The 20,665-nt window shown below is 37.0% G+C and carries 16 protein-coding genes; 3 read left to right on the plus strand and 13 right to left on the minus strand.

Annotated features, from left to right (window positions below; translation table 11 throughout):
• Window positions 1-3: 3 nt before the first annotated feature.
• Window positions 4-459, plus strand: coding sequence for an aspartate carbamoyltransferase regulatory subunit (locus MoGM_RS09885; RefSeq protein ID WP_104369912.1), 456 nt, complete (start codon window positions 4-6; stop codon window positions 457-459).
• Between the two features lie 97 nt (window positions 460-556).
• Window positions 557-1,837 (plus strand): serine hydroxymethyltransferase, encoded by a 1,281-nt coding sequence (gene glyA / locus MoGM_RS09890; RefSeq protein ID WP_104369913.1) that lies wholly within the window; start codon window positions 557-559, stop codon window positions 1,835-1,837.
• Window positions 1,838-2,459: 622 nt separating this feature from the next.
• On the opposite strand, the gene MoGM_RS09895 is transcribed toward glyA, so the two are convergent.
• Window positions 2,460-5,042, minus strand: a complete 2,583-nt coding sequence (locus MoGM_RS09895) for an alpha-L-arabinofuranosidase C-terminal domain-containing protein (RefSeq protein ID WP_233210247.1) — start codon at window positions 5,040-5,042, stop codon at window positions 2,460-2,462.
• 331 nt (window positions 5,043-5,373) lie between these two features.
• Between MoGM_RS09895 and MoGM_RS09900 the strand changes: the two genes are divergently transcribed.
• Entirely contained in the window at window positions 5,374-5,856 is a 483-nt protein-coding gene (locus MoGM_RS09900; protein ID WP_233210248.1) for a YdeI family protein, read from the plus strand.
• 53 nt (window positions 5,857-5,909) lie between these two features.
• Here MoGM_RS09900 and MoGM_RS09905 read toward each other — a convergent pair whose 3' ends face one another.
• From MoGM_RS09905 to MoGM_RS09960, 12 genes are all read right to left on the minus strand, one after another.
• Window positions 5,910-7,850: an NAD(+) synthase gene (locus MoGM_RS09905; protein ID WP_104369914.1), complete on the minus strand. Its 1,941-nt coding sequence runs from the start codon at window positions 7,848-7,850 to the stop codon at window positions 5,910-5,912.
• 9 nt (window positions 7,851-7,859) lie between these two features.
• Window positions 7,860-8,942 carry a DUF2027 domain-containing protein gene (locus tag MoGM_RS09910; RefSeq protein ID WP_104369915.1) on the minus strand — a complete coding sequence of 361 codons (1,083 nt, stop codon included), beginning with the start codon at window positions 8,940-8,942 and terminating at the stop codon, window positions 7,860-7,862.
• 13 nt (window positions 8,943-8,955) lie between these two features.
• Window positions 8,956-10,167: an S-adenosylmethionine:tRNA ribosyltransferase-isomerase gene (locus MoGM_RS09915; protein WP_104369952.1), complete on the minus strand. Its 1,212-nt coding sequence runs from the start codon at window positions 10,165-10,167 to the stop codon at window positions 8,956-8,958.
• 16 nt (window positions 10,168-10,183) lie between these two features.
• Window positions 10,184-10,876 carry a phosphatase PAP2 family protein gene (locus MoGM_RS09920; RefSeq protein ID WP_104369916.1) on the minus strand — a complete coding sequence of 231 codons (693 nt, stop codon included), beginning with the start codon at window positions 10,874-10,876 and terminating at the stop codon, window positions 10,184-10,186.
• A gap of 1 nt (window position 10,877) precedes the next feature.
• The gene (locus MoGM_RS09925) at window positions 10,878-13,433 is read right to left on the minus strand and encodes a BatD family protein (RefSeq protein ID WP_104369917.1); all 2,556 of its coding nucleotides are present in this window, start codon (window positions 13,431-13,433) and stop codon (window positions 10,878-10,880) included.
• Between the two features lies 1 nt (window position 13,434).
• The gene (locus MoGM_RS09930; RefSeq protein ID WP_104369918.1) at window positions 13,435-15,126 is read right to left on the minus strand and encodes a VWA domain-containing protein; all 1,692 of its coding nucleotides are present in this window, start codon (window positions 15,124-15,126) and stop codon (window positions 13,435-13,437) included.
• 4 nt (window positions 15,127-15,130) lie between these two features.
• Window positions 15,131-16,129: a VWA domain-containing protein gene (locus MoGM_RS09935; protein WP_104369953.1), complete on the minus strand. Its 999-nt coding sequence runs from the start codon at window positions 16,127-16,129 to the stop codon at window positions 15,131-15,133.
• A gap of 47 nt (window positions 16,130-16,176) precedes the next feature.
• Complete coding sequence (locus tag MoGM_RS09940) at window positions 16,177-17,250, minus strand: BatD family protein (RefSeq protein ID WP_104369919.1); 1,074 nt, start codon at window positions 17,248-17,250, stop codon at window positions 16,177-16,179.
• 2 nt (window positions 17,251-17,252) lie between these two features.
• Window positions 17,253-18,122, minus strand: a complete 870-nt coding sequence (locus MoGM_RS09945) for a DUF58 domain-containing protein (RefSeq protein WP_104369920.1) — start codon at window positions 18,120-18,122, stop codon at window positions 17,253-17,255.
• Complete coding sequence (locus MoGM_RS09950) at window positions 18,122-19,117, minus strand: MoxR family ATPase (protein WP_104369921.1); 996 nt, start codon at window positions 19,115-19,117, stop codon at window positions 18,122-18,124. Before MoGM_RS09950 ends, MoGM_RS09945 begins: the two co-directional genes overlap by 1 nt.
• Before the next feature lie 140 nt (window positions 19,118-19,257).
• Window positions 19,258-20,370 carry an HU family DNA-binding protein gene (locus tag MoGM_RS09955; RefSeq protein WP_104369922.1) on the minus strand — a complete coding sequence of 371 codons (1,113 nt, stop codon included), beginning with the start codon at window positions 20,368-20,370 and terminating at the stop codon, window positions 19,258-19,260.
• 1 nt (window position 20,371) lies between these two features.
• On the minus strand, window positions 20,372-20,662 hold the full coding sequence (locus MoGM_RS09960; RefSeq protein WP_104369923.1) for an HU family DNA-binding protein: 291 nt from the start codon (window positions 20,660-20,662) through the stop codon (window positions 20,372-20,374).
• Window positions 20,663-20,665: the final 3 nt, after the last annotated feature.

A 20,665-nucleotide genomic window follows, 5' to 3' on the forward strand; every position in this document is an offset into this window, starting at 1 on the left:
ATCATGAACAAAAATGAAATGTTGGTTGCCGCAATAAAGAACGGCACCGTAATCGATCATATCCCGACGGAGAAGACATATCAAGTCGTAAACCTGCTCGGACTTGAAAATCTGTCGACACCGGTTACCATCGGATATAATTACAGGTCTAAAAAACTCAAACGAAAAGGCATAATAAAAGCCGAAGACAAGTTTTTCACAGATGAGGAAATTTCACGCTTATCCGTTGTAGCGCCTAACATTGTTCTCAATATAATAAAAGATTATGAGGTGGTGGCGAAGAAACCGGTTGTCACTCCGAACGATTTATCGGGAATAGTGAAATGTAACAATCCAAAATGCATAACAAATAATGAGCCTATGCGGACACTTTTCCATGTGACAGATAAGGAAAACGGAATATTGAAATGCCATTATTGTGAGAAAGAACAGAATATAGATAAGGTGGAATTAGTATAAATTCCACCTTATTTATTACGTAAATTAAGAAATAATAAGTACTTTTGCAATGCCTAAGTATCAGGGCTCAAACATTTAAACATAATATTTTGTAACAATGAAAAGAGATCAAGAGATTTTTGACCTTATCGAGAAAGAACACCAGCGACAGCTTAAAGGCATGGAGCTTATTGCGTCGGAGAATTTCGTTAGTGACGAGGTAATGGAAGCCATGGGCTCTTACCTTACCAACAAGTATGCCGAAGGTTACCCCGGAAAACGCTATTACGGCGGATGCGGTGTGGTTGATCAAGTTGAACAACTGGCTATTGACAGGGTTAAAGAACTCTTTGGAGCTGAATATGCCAACGTACAGCCACACTCAGGCGCGCAAGCTAACGCAGCCGTACTGCTCGCTGTACTTAATCCAGGAGACACGTTCATGGGCTTGAATCTGGCACATGGCGGACACTTGTCTCATGGTTCATTGGTGAACACTTCAGGTATTCTATATAAGGCTATCGGTTACGACCTCGATCAACAGACTGGGCGTGTAGACTATGATCAGATGGAGAAACTGGCATTGGAGCATAAGCCCAAACTGATTATTGGCGGTGGTTCGGCTTACAGCCGTGAATGGGACTATAAACGCATGCGTGAAATTGCCGACAAGACCGGAGCATTGTTAATGATTGACATGGCCCACCCTGCCGGACTTATTGCCGCCGGAATGCTTGACAACCCTGTTAAATACGCGCATATAGTTACGTCTACAACACACAAGACACTGCGAGGACCTCGTGGAGGTATCATTCTCATGGGTAAGGACTTCGAAAATCCATGGGGACTAACCACCCCTAAAGGTGCGGTAAAGATGATGAGCCAATTGCTCAATTCTGCAGTTTTCCCGGGACAGCAAGGAGGTCCGTTGGAGCATGTCATCGCAGCAAAAGCAGTTGCATTTGGTGAAGCTCTGCAACCGGAATTCAAGGAATGGGCGAAGCAGGTTCAGAAGAATGCCAAAGTATTGGCAGACGAGTTGATTAAACGCGGATTTACAATTGTAAGCGGTGGTACAGACAATCATTCTATGCTTGTCGACTTACGCTCCAAATATCCGGAACTCACAGGTAAAGTTGCCGAGAACGCACTTGTTGCGGCCGACATAACTGTAAACAAGAACATGGTTCCATTCGACAGCCGCAGTGCTTTCCTGACAAGCGGTATACGTCTCGGAACTCCTGCTATTACAACCCGCGGGGCAAAAGAAGATATGATGGTTCTGATTGCCGGCTTGATCGAAGAAGTACTCAACGATCCTGAAAACGAAGAGGTTATCGCAAGAGTTAGAAGCAAGGTAAACGAAACAATGAAAAACTATCCTTTGTTTGCATACTAAAACTTTTTATCATATTTATAATGGCGGGGTGTCAGGAAATTTATTTTTTCCGGCTTCCCGCTTTTTATTTATTATAAAATGATGAAAAACCTAATATGATTTTATCAAATAATCTGACAAAATGCGTATAACAATTCGATTATCTGAAAATTAAAACCTCTTGGACGAAAATAACGGCTGTATTTATGTGCATTTTTATCTTTGTGATATTCAATCTATTACCATAATACAGTCCCGTTTTGTGCATAAAACAACAACGATTATGAAGCCGTTATTTTGTGATTGGCATCTAATTACAGTCCATTCGGTACCTTATTGCAGTGCAACAGGATACTTGTTGGAACGCAACGAGTATCTAAACAGACGACAATTAGCTGCCAAACGCATCACAACAAGTATCCTATTACAAAATAAAGCAAAGAAAAAGTAATTTTAAAACGCAAAAAACAATTTTTGAAATCCTATTTCACAAAAAAACAGAGGCATTTTTTTATGATATTATCATTACATTAATGGCTTTTCCCAAATAAAATAACACATGCCTCAGAAATAGGTTTGAACCTGTTAGAGGCATGCGCTATTTTCTCTTTAAATATACCTTTTTACTTCTTTCGCATTTTCATCAAAGCATAAAAACCCTAAAAGAATACGGAGGTAGCGTAACGGTCATCTTACCATCTGCCTTTACGCTATATGTACCACGTTCTGGAATTACTGTGGATTGCCCGGGCTTTCCACTTATACCCTCATACCTTACAACATCGGCAACAGGAATACTTTCTGCATTTAACGTCACATTCAATTCCACAGGAAGAACATTGGCAATCTTCAAGAAAGCCTGTCCCGTATTGTTATCACGCACAATGCTCGCCGCCACACGATGTCTGGCAATGCTGTCAATACTCAACGATGATTTAACGTATCTGTTTCCTGAATATGTGGAAAACAGACGTTGTGTCTCATAACTCGGTGTCCGCTGTATTTTTTCATTATCGAAATACAGCATATCAGGACTCCAATTACTATGACCGTTTTTAGATAGCAGAGGAGCATAAGATGTCATTGTGACTATATCGGCATTTCTCTCTATATTACACAGATGCACGGCCTCAGCCAAAGCGCAGTCTATATTGCCTTTCCCTTGGCGGGCGGCGTATTCTCCAAGATACACTTTAGGGCCTTTGCGGTCGTAGTTGTCGTAATAATGCTGATTATTCAAGAACCACCCCACGCTCTCATAATAATGCTCATCAACCATGTCTATCACTTCAGCATGTTCCCTGGCAAACTTCCATCCCTCGACATAATCGGACGAAGGTGCATGGAAAGGGCCAACAGTGCCGCATACGATAATATTCGGATAGCGTTCCTTTATCGCTTTACATATCATGAGACATCGTTCCTCAAATGCAGTCGAAATAATATCCTCATTACCAATACCGATATATTTCAGGTTGAAAGGTGCCGGATGACCGGCATCGGCTCTCATCTTTGCCCATTTACTCGTAGCCGGATCGCCATTGGCCCAATCTATCATGTCAAGCAGTTCCTGTATATATGCCGGCATATCTTTCATTGGGATTCCTCCCTGTTGCCCTCCGTAACCGTCTTTGTCCGGAGCAGAATTCTGACATGGTACACCCGCAGCCAATACAGGAAGAGGCTCAGCTCCAATGTCTTCGCAATACTGGAAATATTCAAAGAAGCCGAGCCCCCTTGTCTGGTGATAACGCCATATATTTTTATCGGGTATACGGTCTTGAAGCGGACCTATTGTATGCCACCAATGATATATATTGTCCAATCCGTCTCCATGGCTCATACACCCTCCCGGGAAGCGGACAAACTTTGGATGCAAGTCAGCTATTGCTTGCGCAAGGTCTTTTCGTAGCCCGTTTTTCCTGCCGTTAAACGTATCTTTTGGGAAAAGACTTATCATATCCACGGCAACCTCATTATCTTTCTCGGGAATTATGGCCAATTCAGCCTTTGATACGCTTTCGTTAGCAGCCAAAACCGTCTCGTACTTATTCCATGTACCATGTATGCCCTTGGTTGATATACGTGCGGAAGCGACAATATTGCCATCTGAAATAAGTGCTACAGTAAACCGTTTGGCCTTACTTTCTATGTTGTTCACAAAGAAAGAGAATTCATATTGGGCACCTTTCTTGACCGGAATTCCATCCCATCCAGTATTAATTAATGTATCGGAAGTGAGTATGGCGTAGTTAGGATTGTTTTTGCTCAAAGGCATTGATGAAGAAATTCTTAATTCACTGCCGGATGTGCGCCATGCCGTAGACGGTCCCCAACCGTTACGGTCTTTTGGCGAATATTCAAAATCACGGTTTTGAACCAGTTCCGCATACAGTCCCCCGTCGGCGGCATGACTTATATCTTCGAAAAACACACCGATCAGTTTGTCGCTGATTGCTTTTTGTTTCTTTCCATCCATGTGAAGAATGGCATTCACCGGCTTGCCTCCAAGTTTGTCAAATAGTTTACCGTCATCGGCCAACTTCTCACCATTCAGGCTGTTACGACTATTCCACAAATCAAAATAGGTCTTCACGTCATTTTTAAGTTTCCCGTCCACGTCCCACTTATAACCGACATGTCGCTTTCCCGCAATATCAATAGTGTCTTTCTTTGTCTGTCTGACCACGGCCTCATATTCACCTACCGGTATGGCGACATCTTGTGTGAAATGACGAAAAGCGGCATCCGTGACGGTTTTTCTCGCTTCACCATCCTTTGTTTTAAACAATATAGAATACTTATTTTCGCCATCTTTACGTATCACGGGAGCAATACACCCTTTCACAGACATCCTCGGATAGTCTTGTGGTCTCCATGTTGTCAAATCGTCTGAATATGCCACGGCAAAACAAGGAGAGTAGTCATTAACCTGGAATACGGCAGCATATCCTTTACCATCAAGCCGTGTAATGAAAGGAGAATACATACGTTTCTCTGATCCCCACTGAGAATAATCGGAAGAAAAGAGCTGCCCCAGATGTTCATTCTTGCCGTTTTCGGCTACATGAGCAACATGAAAACCATGTCGTTCATTCGGACAATAAAAAAACAAGGCATGGGTCTCGACCTTTGGGGAAGCTTGTTTCTGCTCCCGTTTGATTTTTGCCTCAATGCCACATGTCATCAGGACTGTAACAGCCAATAACTGAGATCTAATGTTCATAATTAATAAATTGTATTTATAGTTTCCCCAAATAGATAATATGCAAGGCGACGAATGAAAAACCATCTATGCCCATCCGATTTACTTCACAACTTGCGCCACGGCATAACCTATACTGTACAAAGATAGAAATAAATAATTTAATAGACAAAAAAAATAAACATAACACGACCTGTTTCCGAATTTTGGATTAACTTTGCATAGTTAAATGACAAATACACACCAACTTGTAATGAGCCTGTCTGAACCGCAAAATATATTAACAGTACAAAATAGAAAGGAGTTTCGCCTATGGTTGGAAGCCTATCACACTACTGAAAAGGAATGCTGGTTGAAAGTAAAAAGGGGACGGCCGTACGGAGACATGCACTTCTGGTATATTGACGCTGTGGAAGAGGCTTTGTGCTTTGGTTGGATAGACAGTACGATAAAACGTATTGACGGTGTAGTGCAACAACGTTTTACACCACGGACAAAGAAAAGCACATGGACAGAATTAAATAAAGAACGCTGCCGGAGAATGGAACGGCTTGGAAGAATGACCGATGCGGGAAGGGCCGTGCTTCCGAATATGTCTGAGAATGGTTTCCGCATTGACAAAGACATACTTGAGATATTACAGAACGATGATACTGTATGGAACAATTTCTGTCATTTTCCACCATTGTATATGCGTGTACGTATCAACACGATACAGATAGCCAAACGGGAACAGACACTATTTGAGCGCAGACTGAGTAAGTTTATAGATTATACCCGCAAGAATATTATGTATGGGGAATGGAACGATAACGGAAGATTACTTGAAGAATAAAAACATAAAGGTGTCGACAAATGATTTGTTGACACCTTTATAATAATATATGCTTACAATTTGTCGCATTCTTGTATCCAAAGTGCCCCGGATATATCACTTGACATGCGCCAATCACCGCGTGGACTTAAACTTACACTCCCCACTTTAGGGCCGTCTGGCATACATGAACGCTTGAATTGCTGGCTGAAAAAGCGCCGGAAAAATGTTTTTAACCAATGCTTTATAGTATCGCCGTCATACTTAATGGTGGCTGTTAGGGGTGAGTTAAAAGCGTTCAAAGCCAGCATATATATTTTTGCGGGACTGAAACCAAAACGCAAGAAATGATACAAGAAGAAATCGTGCAACTCATAGGGACCTACCAAATCCTCAGTTTTCTGCTTTATCTCTCCGTCCTCTTCTGCCGGAATTAGTTCCGGGCTTATTGGGGTGTCTATTATATCCCAAAGCGTTGCTTTCGATTTGACATCCATCTCATTATCCGCAATGTAGCCCACAAGATAGCGTATCAGTGTCTTGGGTACCCCTGAATTTACCCCATACATGGACATGTGGTCTCCATTATATGTCGCCCATCCCAATGAGAGCTCACTTAAATCACCTGTTCCGATAACCAATCCTCCCACTTCGTTTGACAAATCCATGAGTATCTGTGTCCTTTCACGTGCCTGACTGTTCTCGTAAGTCACATCATGCACGTTTACATCATGATCAATATCTTTAAAATGTAGTAATACACTCTCGGAGATATTTATCTCTTTAACGGTGATTCCCAAAGAACACATCAAAGAAACCGCATTGTCATGAGTGCGATCCGTTGTTCCAAATCCTGGCATTGTGACACCGACAATTCCCTTGCGGTCAAGTTTGAGACGGTCGAATGCACGCACACAAACTAATAAGGCCAATGTGGAATCAAGTCCTCCACTGATACCAATAACAGCTTTTTTACTGTTTGTATGTGAAAGACGTTTTACCAATCCCATTGTCTGGATGTTAAGTATCTCTTCGCATGCCGATGATATTTTATCGCATTGCGGTATAAACGGATTGGGATTGACCGGGCGAATAAGTCTGAATTCCTTTTCTGTAATTGGCTTACAATTAACTGTACGAATACTATCAGTACGCTCCCTTTCCATAAACGTGCTGTTGGCACGGCGCTCATGACGAAGTTTTTCTATGTCAATCTGTGTTATCATCAATTGACTATCTAATGAAAAACGCTCACTTTCGCAAAGCAACTGCCCATTTTCATATATAAGAGCATTTCCACCATATACAACATCCTGAGTGCTTTCACCATATCCACAACTTGAATATACATAACCACTGATAAGTCGTGCGCTTTGGGTCGAAAGTAAAGATTTCAGATAATCGTGTTTACCTATAAGTTCATCACTTGCCGAAAGATTAAAGATTATATCGGCACCACCTAATGCCAAACAACAACTTGGGGGTATCGGCGCCCATAAATCCTCACATATTTCAATCCCAAACTTAGCTCCCGAACTTGTCGTAAAAATGGTTGGCCCGGATGTCAACATGATTTGTCGGCCGGCAATTACGATAGTCTCTAAGCGCAAATCCGAAGCGGATGCAAACCAGCGCTTCTCATAAAACTCTCCATAATTGGGCAGGTTTACTTTAGGTACAACTCCAAGAATATCACCTCCCTGTATGACCATGGCACAATTAAGCAACATTCCGTTTACAGGAACAGGCAGACCAAGGATTATAATGATATTCAATTCTTTTGTAAAATCAAGCAAACAAGATACCGATTCATTTGTTTTTTTTAACAACAAATCATCATTAAACATATCTTGACAAGAATAACCGGTAATCCCCAATTCTGGGAAACATAATATTTCCACGCCTTGCTCCTCCGCTTGAGATATAAGCGTCGTCATTTCATGAACATTATAATCAACGTCAGCAACAGTGACATTCGGAACCGCAGATGCTACTGTAATAAATCCGTATTTCATTGCTTTGCATTACTTGATTGTGACCTGGGTTGCTCCATAACCGTATTCACGAAATGAAGCATCCTGATATGGATAATTCTTAAACCTGTACCGTAATTCATTTATTATGGCATGTCGTAAAACACCTTCGCCTTTACCATGAATGAATACAATCTTTCTACCTTTCTGTTTGGCATATTCGGCCAATGTCTTACGAAATGTATCAAGTTGATAATTCAGTATATCAACAGCCGACATACCTTTTGTTGTATCAAGCAGTTCATTGGCATGTAAGTCTATGACAACCGGGGAGTTTTTTTCTTCCAACTTGTCTTTTTTATTTCCTGATACGATTTTAACTGAATCTGTCACGACTTTGCTCATCAACTCTTTCTTGAATTTATCCGGATCCAAAACCAGAGTTCTTTCTTGTTTATCATTTTCAATGAGGGTATATATTAGAGCCGATTGCTCAAAAAAATCATTCTCTTGAAATGTATGTAGCTTATAAAACTTAACCGTATCTACACGTAACTGTAAATCCACAACTGGTTTGAGCATAAAACTCTTATTTCGCTTGTAAGAATTAATCTGTATACAAATTCTTTCCAAATCATTTAATTGCTCACGGCCGAACTCCTCCATGAACAACTTCGTATTAGGCTCTACCTCACCTGCTGACCTCAGGCACCAATTAGCACCATCAACAGTAAAAAGATGATAACGCATATAATAGTTACTGTCATTCACAAAATATGCCTCAAAGCGAGTTGACATGAGCGAAGTTATATCGACAGGCACAAATGCTATATACGCACTGAGCATATCACCACCTCTGCGTTCCTCGACAGGTGTTTTAAATGTCACCGGCCTATCAGCTGGGTCATAATCCTCTTCCTCATCTATTTGTATCGTTTTTTTTCTCTTGTCGCTATCAACCATATTGGCTGTATCATAATTCTCATCGCCACCAACAACTACAACATCTGTCATCGCCGTTGGTATTTGAAAACCATCCTCATCTTCCACTAAAACAATATTGCCGGACTGAATCCCTGCTATTATTCCACCACCGACATCGTTCAAAAAACGAACCTTATCTCCTATCTTCATTTTATTCTATTCTTTAAGGTATTAATAAAGAGCTATCTCCATAACTTAAAAATCTAAAATCATGTGATAACGCATAGTCATATATCTTTCTCCAATTTCCATTTACAAACGCACTGACCAAAAGTAAAAGAGTACTCTGCGGTTGATGAAAATTGGTTATAAGCATTTTTACTATTTTATATTCGTATCCAGGAACGATTATTATCTGTGTACTTGAATGCAAAACTTCTATTTTTTTACTCTCCATATATGCCAGCAAACACTCTATCGCTTCCAATGGGGTAATATTTGCTGTCGTTTCATAAGGTTCCCATTGGTCAATATGTAATTCTTCACCTGACGAATTGGCATTTTTAAATAAACGTAATCCCATATAATAGAGACTTTCAAGGGTTCTTACACTTGTGGTCCCTACAGCAATGGCCTGACCGTTATACTCTTTTAATCGTTCCAATGTACTTTTATGAACACTGATATACTCCGTGTGCATTTCATGTCCTTCGATCGTTTCACTCTTAACAGGCTTAAAAGTACCGGCTCCAACATGCAATGTTATCTCATCACGCTCAATACCTCTCATGTCTATATCCGAAAGAACACGTTGCGTAAAATGAAGTCCAGCAGTCGGAGCCGCCACACTTCCTTTTATTTTGGAATATACTGTCTGATAAGTATTCTTGTCGCTCTCTTGTGTTTCCCTATTTAAATATGGAGGAATCGGTAACTCCCCTGCTGCGTCCAAAATATCAGCAAATGTAACTTCTTCATTCCACTCAAAGTCTATGCGATGACATGTATGATATAAATCACCTCTCTTCGCTGTCAAAACAATATGCTTCCCATTAACATCAAATTCAGACGTTAAAACTCCTTCTTTCCATTTTTTCAAATTACCCACAAGACATAGCCAAGAACATTCATGAGTGGTTTGAAAAACTCGCTCATAATCGGATGGAGAATACGGTTCCAACAAAAAAACCTCAATCAAGGCTCCTGTCAACTTCTTAAAATGAAGACGTGCTTGAATAACCTTTGTATTATTAAACACCATCAATGAATTAGATGGTAAATAATCCGTAAGATTATAAAATCTGTCCGTTATGATTTCTCCATGATTATATATCAACAAACTAGAATTATCTCGCTCCTCCTTGGGATATTTAGCAATACGCTCATCTGGTAGATTATAATTATAATCACTTATATTTATATTCTTTATATCCATAAACATCTTCTTCTAATTAAAAACACGCACGAAACAATGCATAAATAAATGTATAAACTAATACTGATATGATAACATCCAAGTCCGTATTGAGATATCCTTGCGATGTATATTGTGACGAAATAAACCGCATTCCACTTGATATATAACGGTTTATACGGAAGTAAACAATATAATATACAAATAATCCAACACAACCACCCCAGATTAATCCGCATATTATATCTCCCGGATAATGCACGCCCAAATACATCCTTGTCCAACAATTCAATAAAGACCAGAAAATAAGCATTACCGAGAATATCTTGCTACGAACAAGCATACTGAAAAAAATCGCTATACTAAATGTATTTGCCGCATGAGCTGAAAAAAAACCATATTTCCCTCCCCTATATCCATCGACAACATCAACAAGCATCGCTATTTGCGAATCATGGGAAGGACGAAGCCGTGCAATATTGGGCTTCACAAACATATCATCAACTGTACCGGATAATAGAACGCACAATGCAGCACAACAAATAATCAAAAGTATTTGCTTCATACTTTCATTATTACGCACCACTATATAAAATAGTGATATATATAATGGGACCCAAGTGACTGCTGATGTCAAAACCATGGCCAAATTGTCCACAAAAAGAGAAGTACTTCCATTCACGGACAATAATAATTCTTTGTCTAACTGTATTAATGCGTCTAAATCCATATCATATTCTTTCTATGTTTGATGTTTCTATCCAGCCCTTTCTTCCATCCAAAAGACGTATCTCTTTCCACTCCATCAGTTCACCATCCAAGATTTGGACCTTTGTTCCCTCATGCAACATAAAAAGATCTGAACCTCCACTTGAAGGACTTTTCTTTATCAAAACAAACGGTGTCAAAATAATAGCTTCATTACGCTCTATCAATTTCTGATTCTGTTCATAAGCAAATATTGTAGCTGTAACAAATATCACAACAAAAATACTTCCTCCAAAAAATCCTATCTTTCTTAGAACAATACGACGAGAAAAGAAATAAAGCAAGAAAAAGATTATTACCATACCTAATGCAACAAATCCTAAATCGACCCACCCATCAACATTCATAAGATTCATTGCTGAATTGTACCACTCTATGAAAAATATTTTCGGACGAGGAACAATCTTGTCTATTATCCTATTATTCGCAATCCGCAAATTCGTCTTAATATCGTCATCACTAGGATCTAATAACAACGCACGCTCATAATTTATAATAGCTCTCGTTATATTACCTGATTTATAATAAGCATTACCCAAATTATAATATAAATCAGAACTTACTCCCTTACTAAGTACCAATTCATAATCCTTTACTGCCAACTTGTATTGTTTCATCAAATACAAACTATCTGCCTCATCCTTTGTTATAGCAAATAATGAAAGGGGAGCTAAAACAAGTATTATAACAAAATACAATCTCAGTCCAATAATTCTTTTGCCAAAGGATTTTTTCCCCTTCATTCCATCTTCTATTTGCATAATAGCATCCATTACAGTATTAAATGTTTTGTTCATATTTCCTTTTGCATCACCAGGTGCATAACGTTCAAATTCACATTCATCAAGTGCTTCTATAAAACGTTTTATTATTTCATTATCAATTCCAAAGTCAAATAACTTCTGACTTATATTATCACGAGATAGTTGTTCTACTGGAATTCGAAGTTTATATCCTATATATCCCCATAAAGCCCTTAACACTTCATCATAAAATCCAGCTTGGTTGTCCTCCGACATCAACTTCTTGGCTGTCCTCAATCGTTTGGCAGCAACCTTATTAGCCCTATTCTCTTTTTGCTTATACCAATCTGTTCCATTTTTCTTATATTTAAAAATAAAAAACATGCCTATAAACAATAAGAAAAAGAGCGTTAACACCAACTTATATCTAAAAGAACCAAAGAAAATATCGTCAGAAATGACAGATGGCCCAATCTTAATATCTCTTATATCATTGTCACTTAATGCTTGCGACTTTGCCACCTCAATATCATCCTCGGGATTCTTAGAAACGTTTAAAACCAATTTAGAAGACTTTAAGGTCTTATAGCTATTCGATTCTAAATCATAGTATATGAATTCAACAGGGGGAATTTCAAATTTTCCTTGATTTCGAGGCACGGCCAAATAATCATATACCATGCTTCCCTCAACCCCACGACTTGTCAATTCCGTTTTGTCTGTAGTTTGAACATCGTACCTGTCAAAATCCTTTGGATAATTTACACTAGGGGCTTTTATTAACTTCAGATTTCCTGTTCCATTAACAGTCACGCTTACTTTTATCGGCTCATTTGTTTTAACTTCATTCTTATTCAAACCAACAGATAATGTGAATTTACCTACTCCGCCAGAAAAACCAGCAGGTCTGTTTGGCAATGGAACGACTTGAAGTGTCAATCCTGGAGCTTTTATACTATGCTTGACTTCTGTATACCCGGAACCACCATTGAAAAAAGCCTCAAATGGATCCACATTAAGATTCTTAAGCGCAACAATACCATTAAATGTTATACTCGGTATATCCAATTTTCCCACAACCTGTGGAAACATGACATATTGACTCCATGTTACAGTACGATATGGACGTCCGTTAAACATCTCTACTTTAAAATTCTTTTGCTGGGGCAATTCCAGTTCTTGTGTATGAAAACCCTTTAAATCCGGCATTTTCCCAATCAATTGTGTCAAATCAACCAATGTATAAACCTTATATGTCAATAAAACCGGTTCTTGCTCATAAACACTACGTTTATTGGCACTGACCTTTACAAATAAATCGGAACCGGATATCTTTGTACCGGAACCATGAGCAATTGGTTTACCCTGACTTCCTTTATTGGTATTCGATGATTGTGGATTTGAACCAACATATACTTTTACCGAATTAGATTCTATTCTTTTATTACCTACGATTATTTGGGCGGAAGGGATGACAAACGTTCCTTTCTTACTTGCAAACAAAACATAGGTATATGTAAGTGTTTGGGAAGAACTGGCTTTACCATTTACTAATTGATAACTCGATTGATATGATGTTTTAGGTCCAATCAAGACTTCCAATTCTTCCGGTATTTTTCCTATCCTAAACTCTTTTACATCCTGGCTGTTCACCGTGTATGTCAAATGAAACTGTTCACCAACAACGATATTTGGTGATACTTCCGCAATAATTTTTTGCCCAAAAACCGATATTGCAAATACAAAACTTAAAAAAGAAACTATAAATATCCTCATTTTACCAATTCTTTTGATTTCTTCTTGAGCGAGGTTGCTGCATTGCTTTCTTCATTTTCTGCTGGGCATCTTTTTCTTGCTGAATAACAGCATTAAGCAACTGCTCTGCATTTTCCTTACTCATTCCACCTTTTGGCTTGTCCTGTTCCTGATTATCTTTTGGCTGCTGTTTCTGACGTTTATCTTCTTTTTGATTGTCCTCTTTATTATTTTGCTTCATTTTTTGATTATCTTTCTTTTCTTGCTCCTTCTGCTGTTTCAACTGTCGTTTGCATAACTCCAAATTATATCTGGTTTCATCATCATTCGGGTTAAGACGAAGAGAATTCTTATATGATTCTATTGCCTCCGAGTACATTTTATGATTTTGACAGATGACTCCTATATTATGAAATGATCTTGCTTTACGAAATACATTTGTTTCTATACGTGCTGCTTCTTCATATTGACGAATGGCAACAGAATCCTTTTTCTGCATTAATAGAGCATTGCCCAAATTATATATGGCTTGGGGATTTTTTTTGTTTTTTTCTTGAGCTTTTCTATAATAGACCTCTGCTTCGGAGTAATTAGCTTTCTTATAATCTTTATTACCTGAACGAATATAAAATCTATCTACTTGCCCATACATTGGTACTGAAAATAATGCCATCATAATAATGAGCAAGAGTGTTTTTCTGTTATCAAAAAGCCTTATATTACGGAATATCGGATTTTTACGCTCAAATATACAAATCTCAATAATGATAACCAATAAAGCTATCAAACAAAATACTTGAAATTGTTCACCATGCTCTGTATACATATTATTAGAAATCTCATTCTTAGATAATTTTGCCAATTCTATATCCAACAGCCTCTGTGCATCACTATTATTATTCACATGTATATAGGCACCTCCACCTGCTTTTGCAATTTCTTCACACATGGCCTCATTCAATGCAGACATAACGATATTACCATTAATATCTTTTATTTCTCTTCCATCAACTATAATTGGTGAGCCCTGTGTTGTTCCTATACCTAAAACAAAAACAGCCATACCGTTTTCTTTCGCTCTCAAGGCTGCCTCATTTGCTCCTCCTTCATGGTTCTCACCATCCGTTATAAGAATTATAGCCTTTCCTATTCCCCTTTGCTTAGTAAAACTATTTGAAGCCATATCTATAGCACCGGCAATATCTGTTCCTTGTGCATCAATTAACGATGGCTCAATCGTATTCAAAAACATTTTTGCTGAAACAAAATCACTTGTAATAGGTAATTGAACAAAAGACTCACCTGCAAAAACTATTAAACCAACCTTGTCATTAGTAAACTTATCTATAAGATTCTCTACTAACATTTTGCTTCTAACCAAACGATTAGGCTCTACATCCTCCGCCAACATTGAATTACTAATATCCAAAGCTATTATAGTTTCAATACCGACACGTTTATCATTAATAACACTTGTCCCAATTTGAGGACGAGCTATTGCAATAACCAATACCGCTATCCCTAACTCCAATAACCAAAATTTTATTCTTGGGCGCCAAACCGAAACATCCGGCATCAAATCTTTTACTAAATTTAAATCACCGAATATACGTAATTTTTGTTTTTGACGATGTATAACATAAAACCGAACTAATGCTAAAATAGGAATTAGCACTAATAAATATAAATACTCCGGATTTCCAAATCTAAACATATTATTATGGTATCTTTCTAAAAACCGTTATTCTCAAAAGTATTTCTAATAACAGAGATATTATTGCAACAATAGCAAATGGCTGATATGCCTCATATTTCTTACTATACTTCTTTAAACTTAATTTAGTCTTTTCTAATTTATCAATCTCTTTATATATATATTGTAACTCACGAGTATTTGTTGCACGATAAAAACTACCTTGTGTCTCTCTTGCTATATCGTCCAATACTTTTGTATCTATTTCAACAGGAAGATATACATATTGTATTTGACCGGCAACCTCTTTCGGATAAGGAGCCAACTTATCCGTACCTACCCCAATCGTATATATCCTAATACCAAAACTTCTGGCTATTTCCGCCGCAGTCATAGGAGACAAATCACCCATATTATTACTTCCATCAGTGAGAAGTATAACTACTTTACTTTTAGCTTTTGAATCTTTCAAACGACTTATTGCATTAGCCAATCCCATACCGATAGCCGTTCCATCTTGTATTAACCCTCTCGCTGCAATATCAGTTCTAACATTCTTCAATAAATTAAGTAAAGATGCATGATCAATTGTCATGGGACATTGAGTAAATGCCTCACCCGCAAATATCGTTAACCCAATATTGTCATTGGGCCGATCCACGATAAACTCTGATGCAACTTGTTTTGATGCCTCCAGCCTATTGGGTTTCAAATCCTCTGCCAACATACTTGTGGAAACATCCATAACCATCATTATATCAATTCCCTCCACAAACTCATTATTCCAAGAGTTATTTGTTTGGGGACGAGCCATGGCAAATACTATAAAAACAAAAGCAATTATACGAAGAAGTATCTGTACTGGCATTAATCTTATCCTCCAACTTTTAGGAAAATATTGGTATGCCGACGAATCACTGACCCGAATTGTTGATTCTGTTTTGTTCTTATACATTATATGCCATATCAAATATGGTATTATTAGTAATAATAAAAACAGATATTCTTTATTCGCAAATTCTATCACATTCATTGTTATCAAACAATTCTATATTCATTGATGCTTAAACTTTATAAAATTAGTATTTGACTAATTCCATATACAATATAACACAATAATGTCAAACACGAGATTGCTATTCCAATTATTATTATTCTCAAAAAATTACGGGTTTTAATAGATTGGACCTCTTTATTGGTTAATTGCGGATAATGGTCTTTTTCATCTATAACCTTTTCTATTTTTGTAGAATTAATAAATGCAATAGCATTTACAAGGTTTTTATCATCTTCATTTATAAGCGTTGAGTACTTCGCAAATTTAACTAAATCTGCCACTTGAAACAAAGAACCAAGCTCATATATATCTTTTGGCTCCTGTATATTTTTCAATCTTTCAATAATTTCATTACTAGTCATTTCCATCGCATTAAATCCAAATCGCTCCTGAATATATTTACGCAGGGCATCCGTCAGTTTGGTATAGTACTCTTTTGGATTGTCCGATGCGGGATATTTTTCGGCTTTAATTTGTTCTATGGCCTTAATTGCTTTTTGATGTGGTAAAAGACGTTTTACAAATTTTACTTTCTTTATAATTGGTTTATTATCACGTAAACGCAAATAAAAATAATAATCCAAAGACAACAATATTAGCATTAATATACTCAGTCCAAACAACCAACTCCAATCACTCCATTTAAACGGATTTGTCTGAATATCTTTTGGACCATAATACTTAAATACATCAGTTGTGTCCACATTTACAGACAGTACTTTCAATGCCAAACTTTCACTTTTATATACTTTTTTGTCTACATTTATTTCAAATGGTGGTAAATAATATAAACCCGCATCAAACGAAGTTAAAGTATATACACGTGAATACAACACTCCATTTTCTATTGCATCTATTTTTGTTTCACTTGTATTTAAAACCTCAACTCCGGGAATTATCTGTTGCTGGGGGGTAAATACCGGAAAAAAAACATTCGCAGATTTATCTGTTGTTACTGATAACGTAATTTGCACTTGTTGGCCTATGAATATTTCAACAGAGTCCAACCGTGCATCAACTGACACCTTTGCTATCGCAGATAGTTTAAGAACAAATAATATGGTTAGAATAAATAGTCGCTTTCTCATTCTCAACTTCTCTGTTTAAACATTATCATCAATGACTTTACATAATCCTCATCAGTCGAAATACAGATATTGTCAACATTACTTTTATTAAAAATATCTTTCAACATCCTTTGACGCTTCAACCAATAATTATAATGAGCCTCACGTAAACGTTTACTTCCCGTATCAATATACTGTTCAATACCTGTTTCCGCATCAATAATTCTCATTATTCCAATATCAGGTAATTCTTTTGCTCGTTTATCATAAACCTGAATAGCAATAACATCATGCTTACGACTACATATACTCAAAGGTTGTAAAATGTCATTTTTTACATAAAAATCACTAAGGATAAACATTGTACATTGTCGTTTCATCATGCCTGACATAAATTCCAAAGCACCTTTTAAATCTGTTTTTTTACTATCAGGCTTAAAATTAAGCATTTCATGGATTATATACAAAATATGCCTACGTCCTTTCTTTGGTGGAATATACTTTTCTATTCTATCAGAGAAAAAAACTACTCCGATTTTGTCATTATTCAAAATAGCACTAAATGCTAATGTAGCGGCAATCTCAGCCACCATATTACTTTTAGTTTGATGATGGGTACCAAAGTCAAGAGAACCGCTGACATCGATTAATAACATCACGGTTAATTCTCTTTCTTCTTCGAAAACCTTCACATAAGGATGTCCAAAACGTGCTGTAACATTCCAGTCTATATCACGAACATTATCGCCAAACTGATATTCACGAACCTCACTAAATGCCATTCCACGCCCTTTAAACGCAGAATGATATTGTCCAGCAAAAATATTAGCACTCAGACGACGAGTCTTTATCTCTATTTTGCGTACTTTGGTTATAAGTTCATGAGCTTCCATCAAGGCACTTCTACCTTATTTATTATTCTACTTATAATTTCTTCACTTGTAACGTTATTTGCCTCTGCCTCATAAGTCAGCCCGATGCGATGACGGAGGACATCATGTGCAACCGCACGTACATCTTCTGGTATCACATATCCGCGACGTTTAATGAAAGCATAAGCACGAGATGCTTTTGCTAAGTTTATACTTGCACGTGGACTACCACCAAACGAAATAATCCCTTTCATATCATTTAATCCATAACGTTCTGGGAACCTTGTCGCAAAAACAATGTCTGCAATATATTGTTCTATCTTCTCATCTATATAAACGTCATATACTACCGTACGAGCTTTCAATATCTCTTCTGATGATATCACTGGTTTTATTTCTTTTGGTACACCTGATATATTCTCCCGTATAATTCGTTTTTCTTCTTCTAATGTTGGATAGTCAATAATTACTTTAAGCATGAAACGATCAACTTGTGCTTCTGGCAATAAATATGTCCCCTCTTGCTCTATTGGATTTTGAGTTGCCATAACAAAAAAGGGATTAGGTAACTTAAAAGAATCACTGCCTATAGTAACTTGTTTCTCCTGCATTGCTTCCAACAACGCACTTTGAACCTTTGCTGGCGCACGATTTATTTCATCAGCTAATACAAAATTGGCAAAAACTGGTCCTCGTTTTACTTGAAATGTTTCCTCTTTCTGAGAATATATCATTGTCCCTAAAACATCCGCCGGAAGCAAATCTGGCGTAAACTGTATTCTGCTATAATCTGTATCTATTAATTGTGATAAAGTTTTTATAGCCAATGTCTTCGCTAATCCCGGAACACCTTCCAATAAAATATGTCCATCACTTAACAAACCTATTAATAGAGATTCTACAAGGTGTTTTTGACCAACAATAATTTGATCCATCCCTTTTATCAAATTTGTAATAAATGAACTTTGTTGCTCTATCCGTATATTTAATTCACGAATATCAATTGCCTCTGACATAATTATTATTTTAATTCTACTATATTATATATTCAGAATACAAAAGTAGTCAATAAATAAGTTTTTTTCAGAAAACTACACCTTAATAAATCAAAAAAAGTTTCTTAATTTTTATATTTTAAGAAACTTTTATATTCAACTTACTTTCGTTTTTTCTTTAATTCCAATTTAGGTATTTTTATTTTTTGCCCCTCTTTTATTTTTGCATTCTGCTCCAAATCATTATAAACCTCAATATAGCATACCATACCATCACCCAAAGTGACCCGAGATATACCAGTAAGAGTTTCCCCCGCTTTAACTGTTCTCACATGATCTGTCCCAATAATACGATAAGCACCTGTTCTCACACGATGATCTTTTGCTTCATATTGGTCATAATTCGATATTTGAATATTATCAAGAACAGTATTTTCTTGCTTTTGCAATGTATCTTTTTTGAATGCAACCTCACTCACATCTGATATCTCTTTTTTCTCAACTTTCGTTATTTTCTTTTTTATATTGATATTGGCCTTTTTAGCAACTGAAAATTTCGGAGTTTGAACATTTGGAGTTGAATCATATATTCCATAACGATAACCTCCATATGCAAATGCACAACATGCTATTGCTGAAATTATAAAAAAAACAATCTTATTGTCTTTTTTAGTTGATAACATTATACTGTTAATATTATCATCCGTCATATTTTGAGAATCTAACTCTCCTTTGGTTTCACTATTAATTTGAGAACTTAATAAAGAACTCTTACATTCCATTGGTCCTGCTACATTTTGCTTTTTATCTTCAACTTCATCATTCTCTATATCATCAATCTTGCTATCCAAGAATACTTCTGTGTTATTTTCATTTATTACAGAATCACCGTCATCTTTTTTTTTGACTTCGTCCGCTTCTTGAACATTCTCATCTATATTAACTATTTCAATATCCTCCCCCAAAATAACTGTATCAAATTGTGAAAATGGTTTATTAACCAACTCTTTCATTGTTGAATCTGGTGTGAAAGTTATTTTTCCATGACTTTCTATCACAACTCGTTCTCCAGTATTAACATTAACACTTTCACGAGCATCAACTCCAATTATTTTAAAAGTCCCCAATCCTTTAACTTTGACAAACCCGTCATTGTCTAATCCCGTCCTTATTACATTAAATATTGCATTGGCAAAGCCTTCGGACTCCAGACTCCCCAACTGATACCTTTCAATTAATACCTTTGATATTTCTTGTATTGAAATTCTCCCCATTTTATTTATCCTTACTTTCTGTCTTTAACTTATCTTTCCATGACGTATTGGGTTTGAACCCCAGTACAAGCTTTGGAGGAACAAGCATACGCTGCTGTGTTGAAGGATTAATCATTATACGCTCCAGCTTCTTCTTTACTTTGAAACAACCAAAATTTGATATCATCACAGAATCTCCATCCATGAATTTATCACTCATAACATCTATGATATCTGTAACCATTCTTTGTGTATCAGATATACCATAACCTGTATCACGAGCCAATGCTGAAATAAACTCTTTATTATTCATTAT

It is taken from the genome of Prevotella sp. MGM1, from assembly GCF_002933775.1.
In the GTDB taxonomy this organism is placed as follows: Bacteria; Bacteroidota; Bacteroidia; order Bacteroidales; family Bacteroidaceae; genus Prevotella.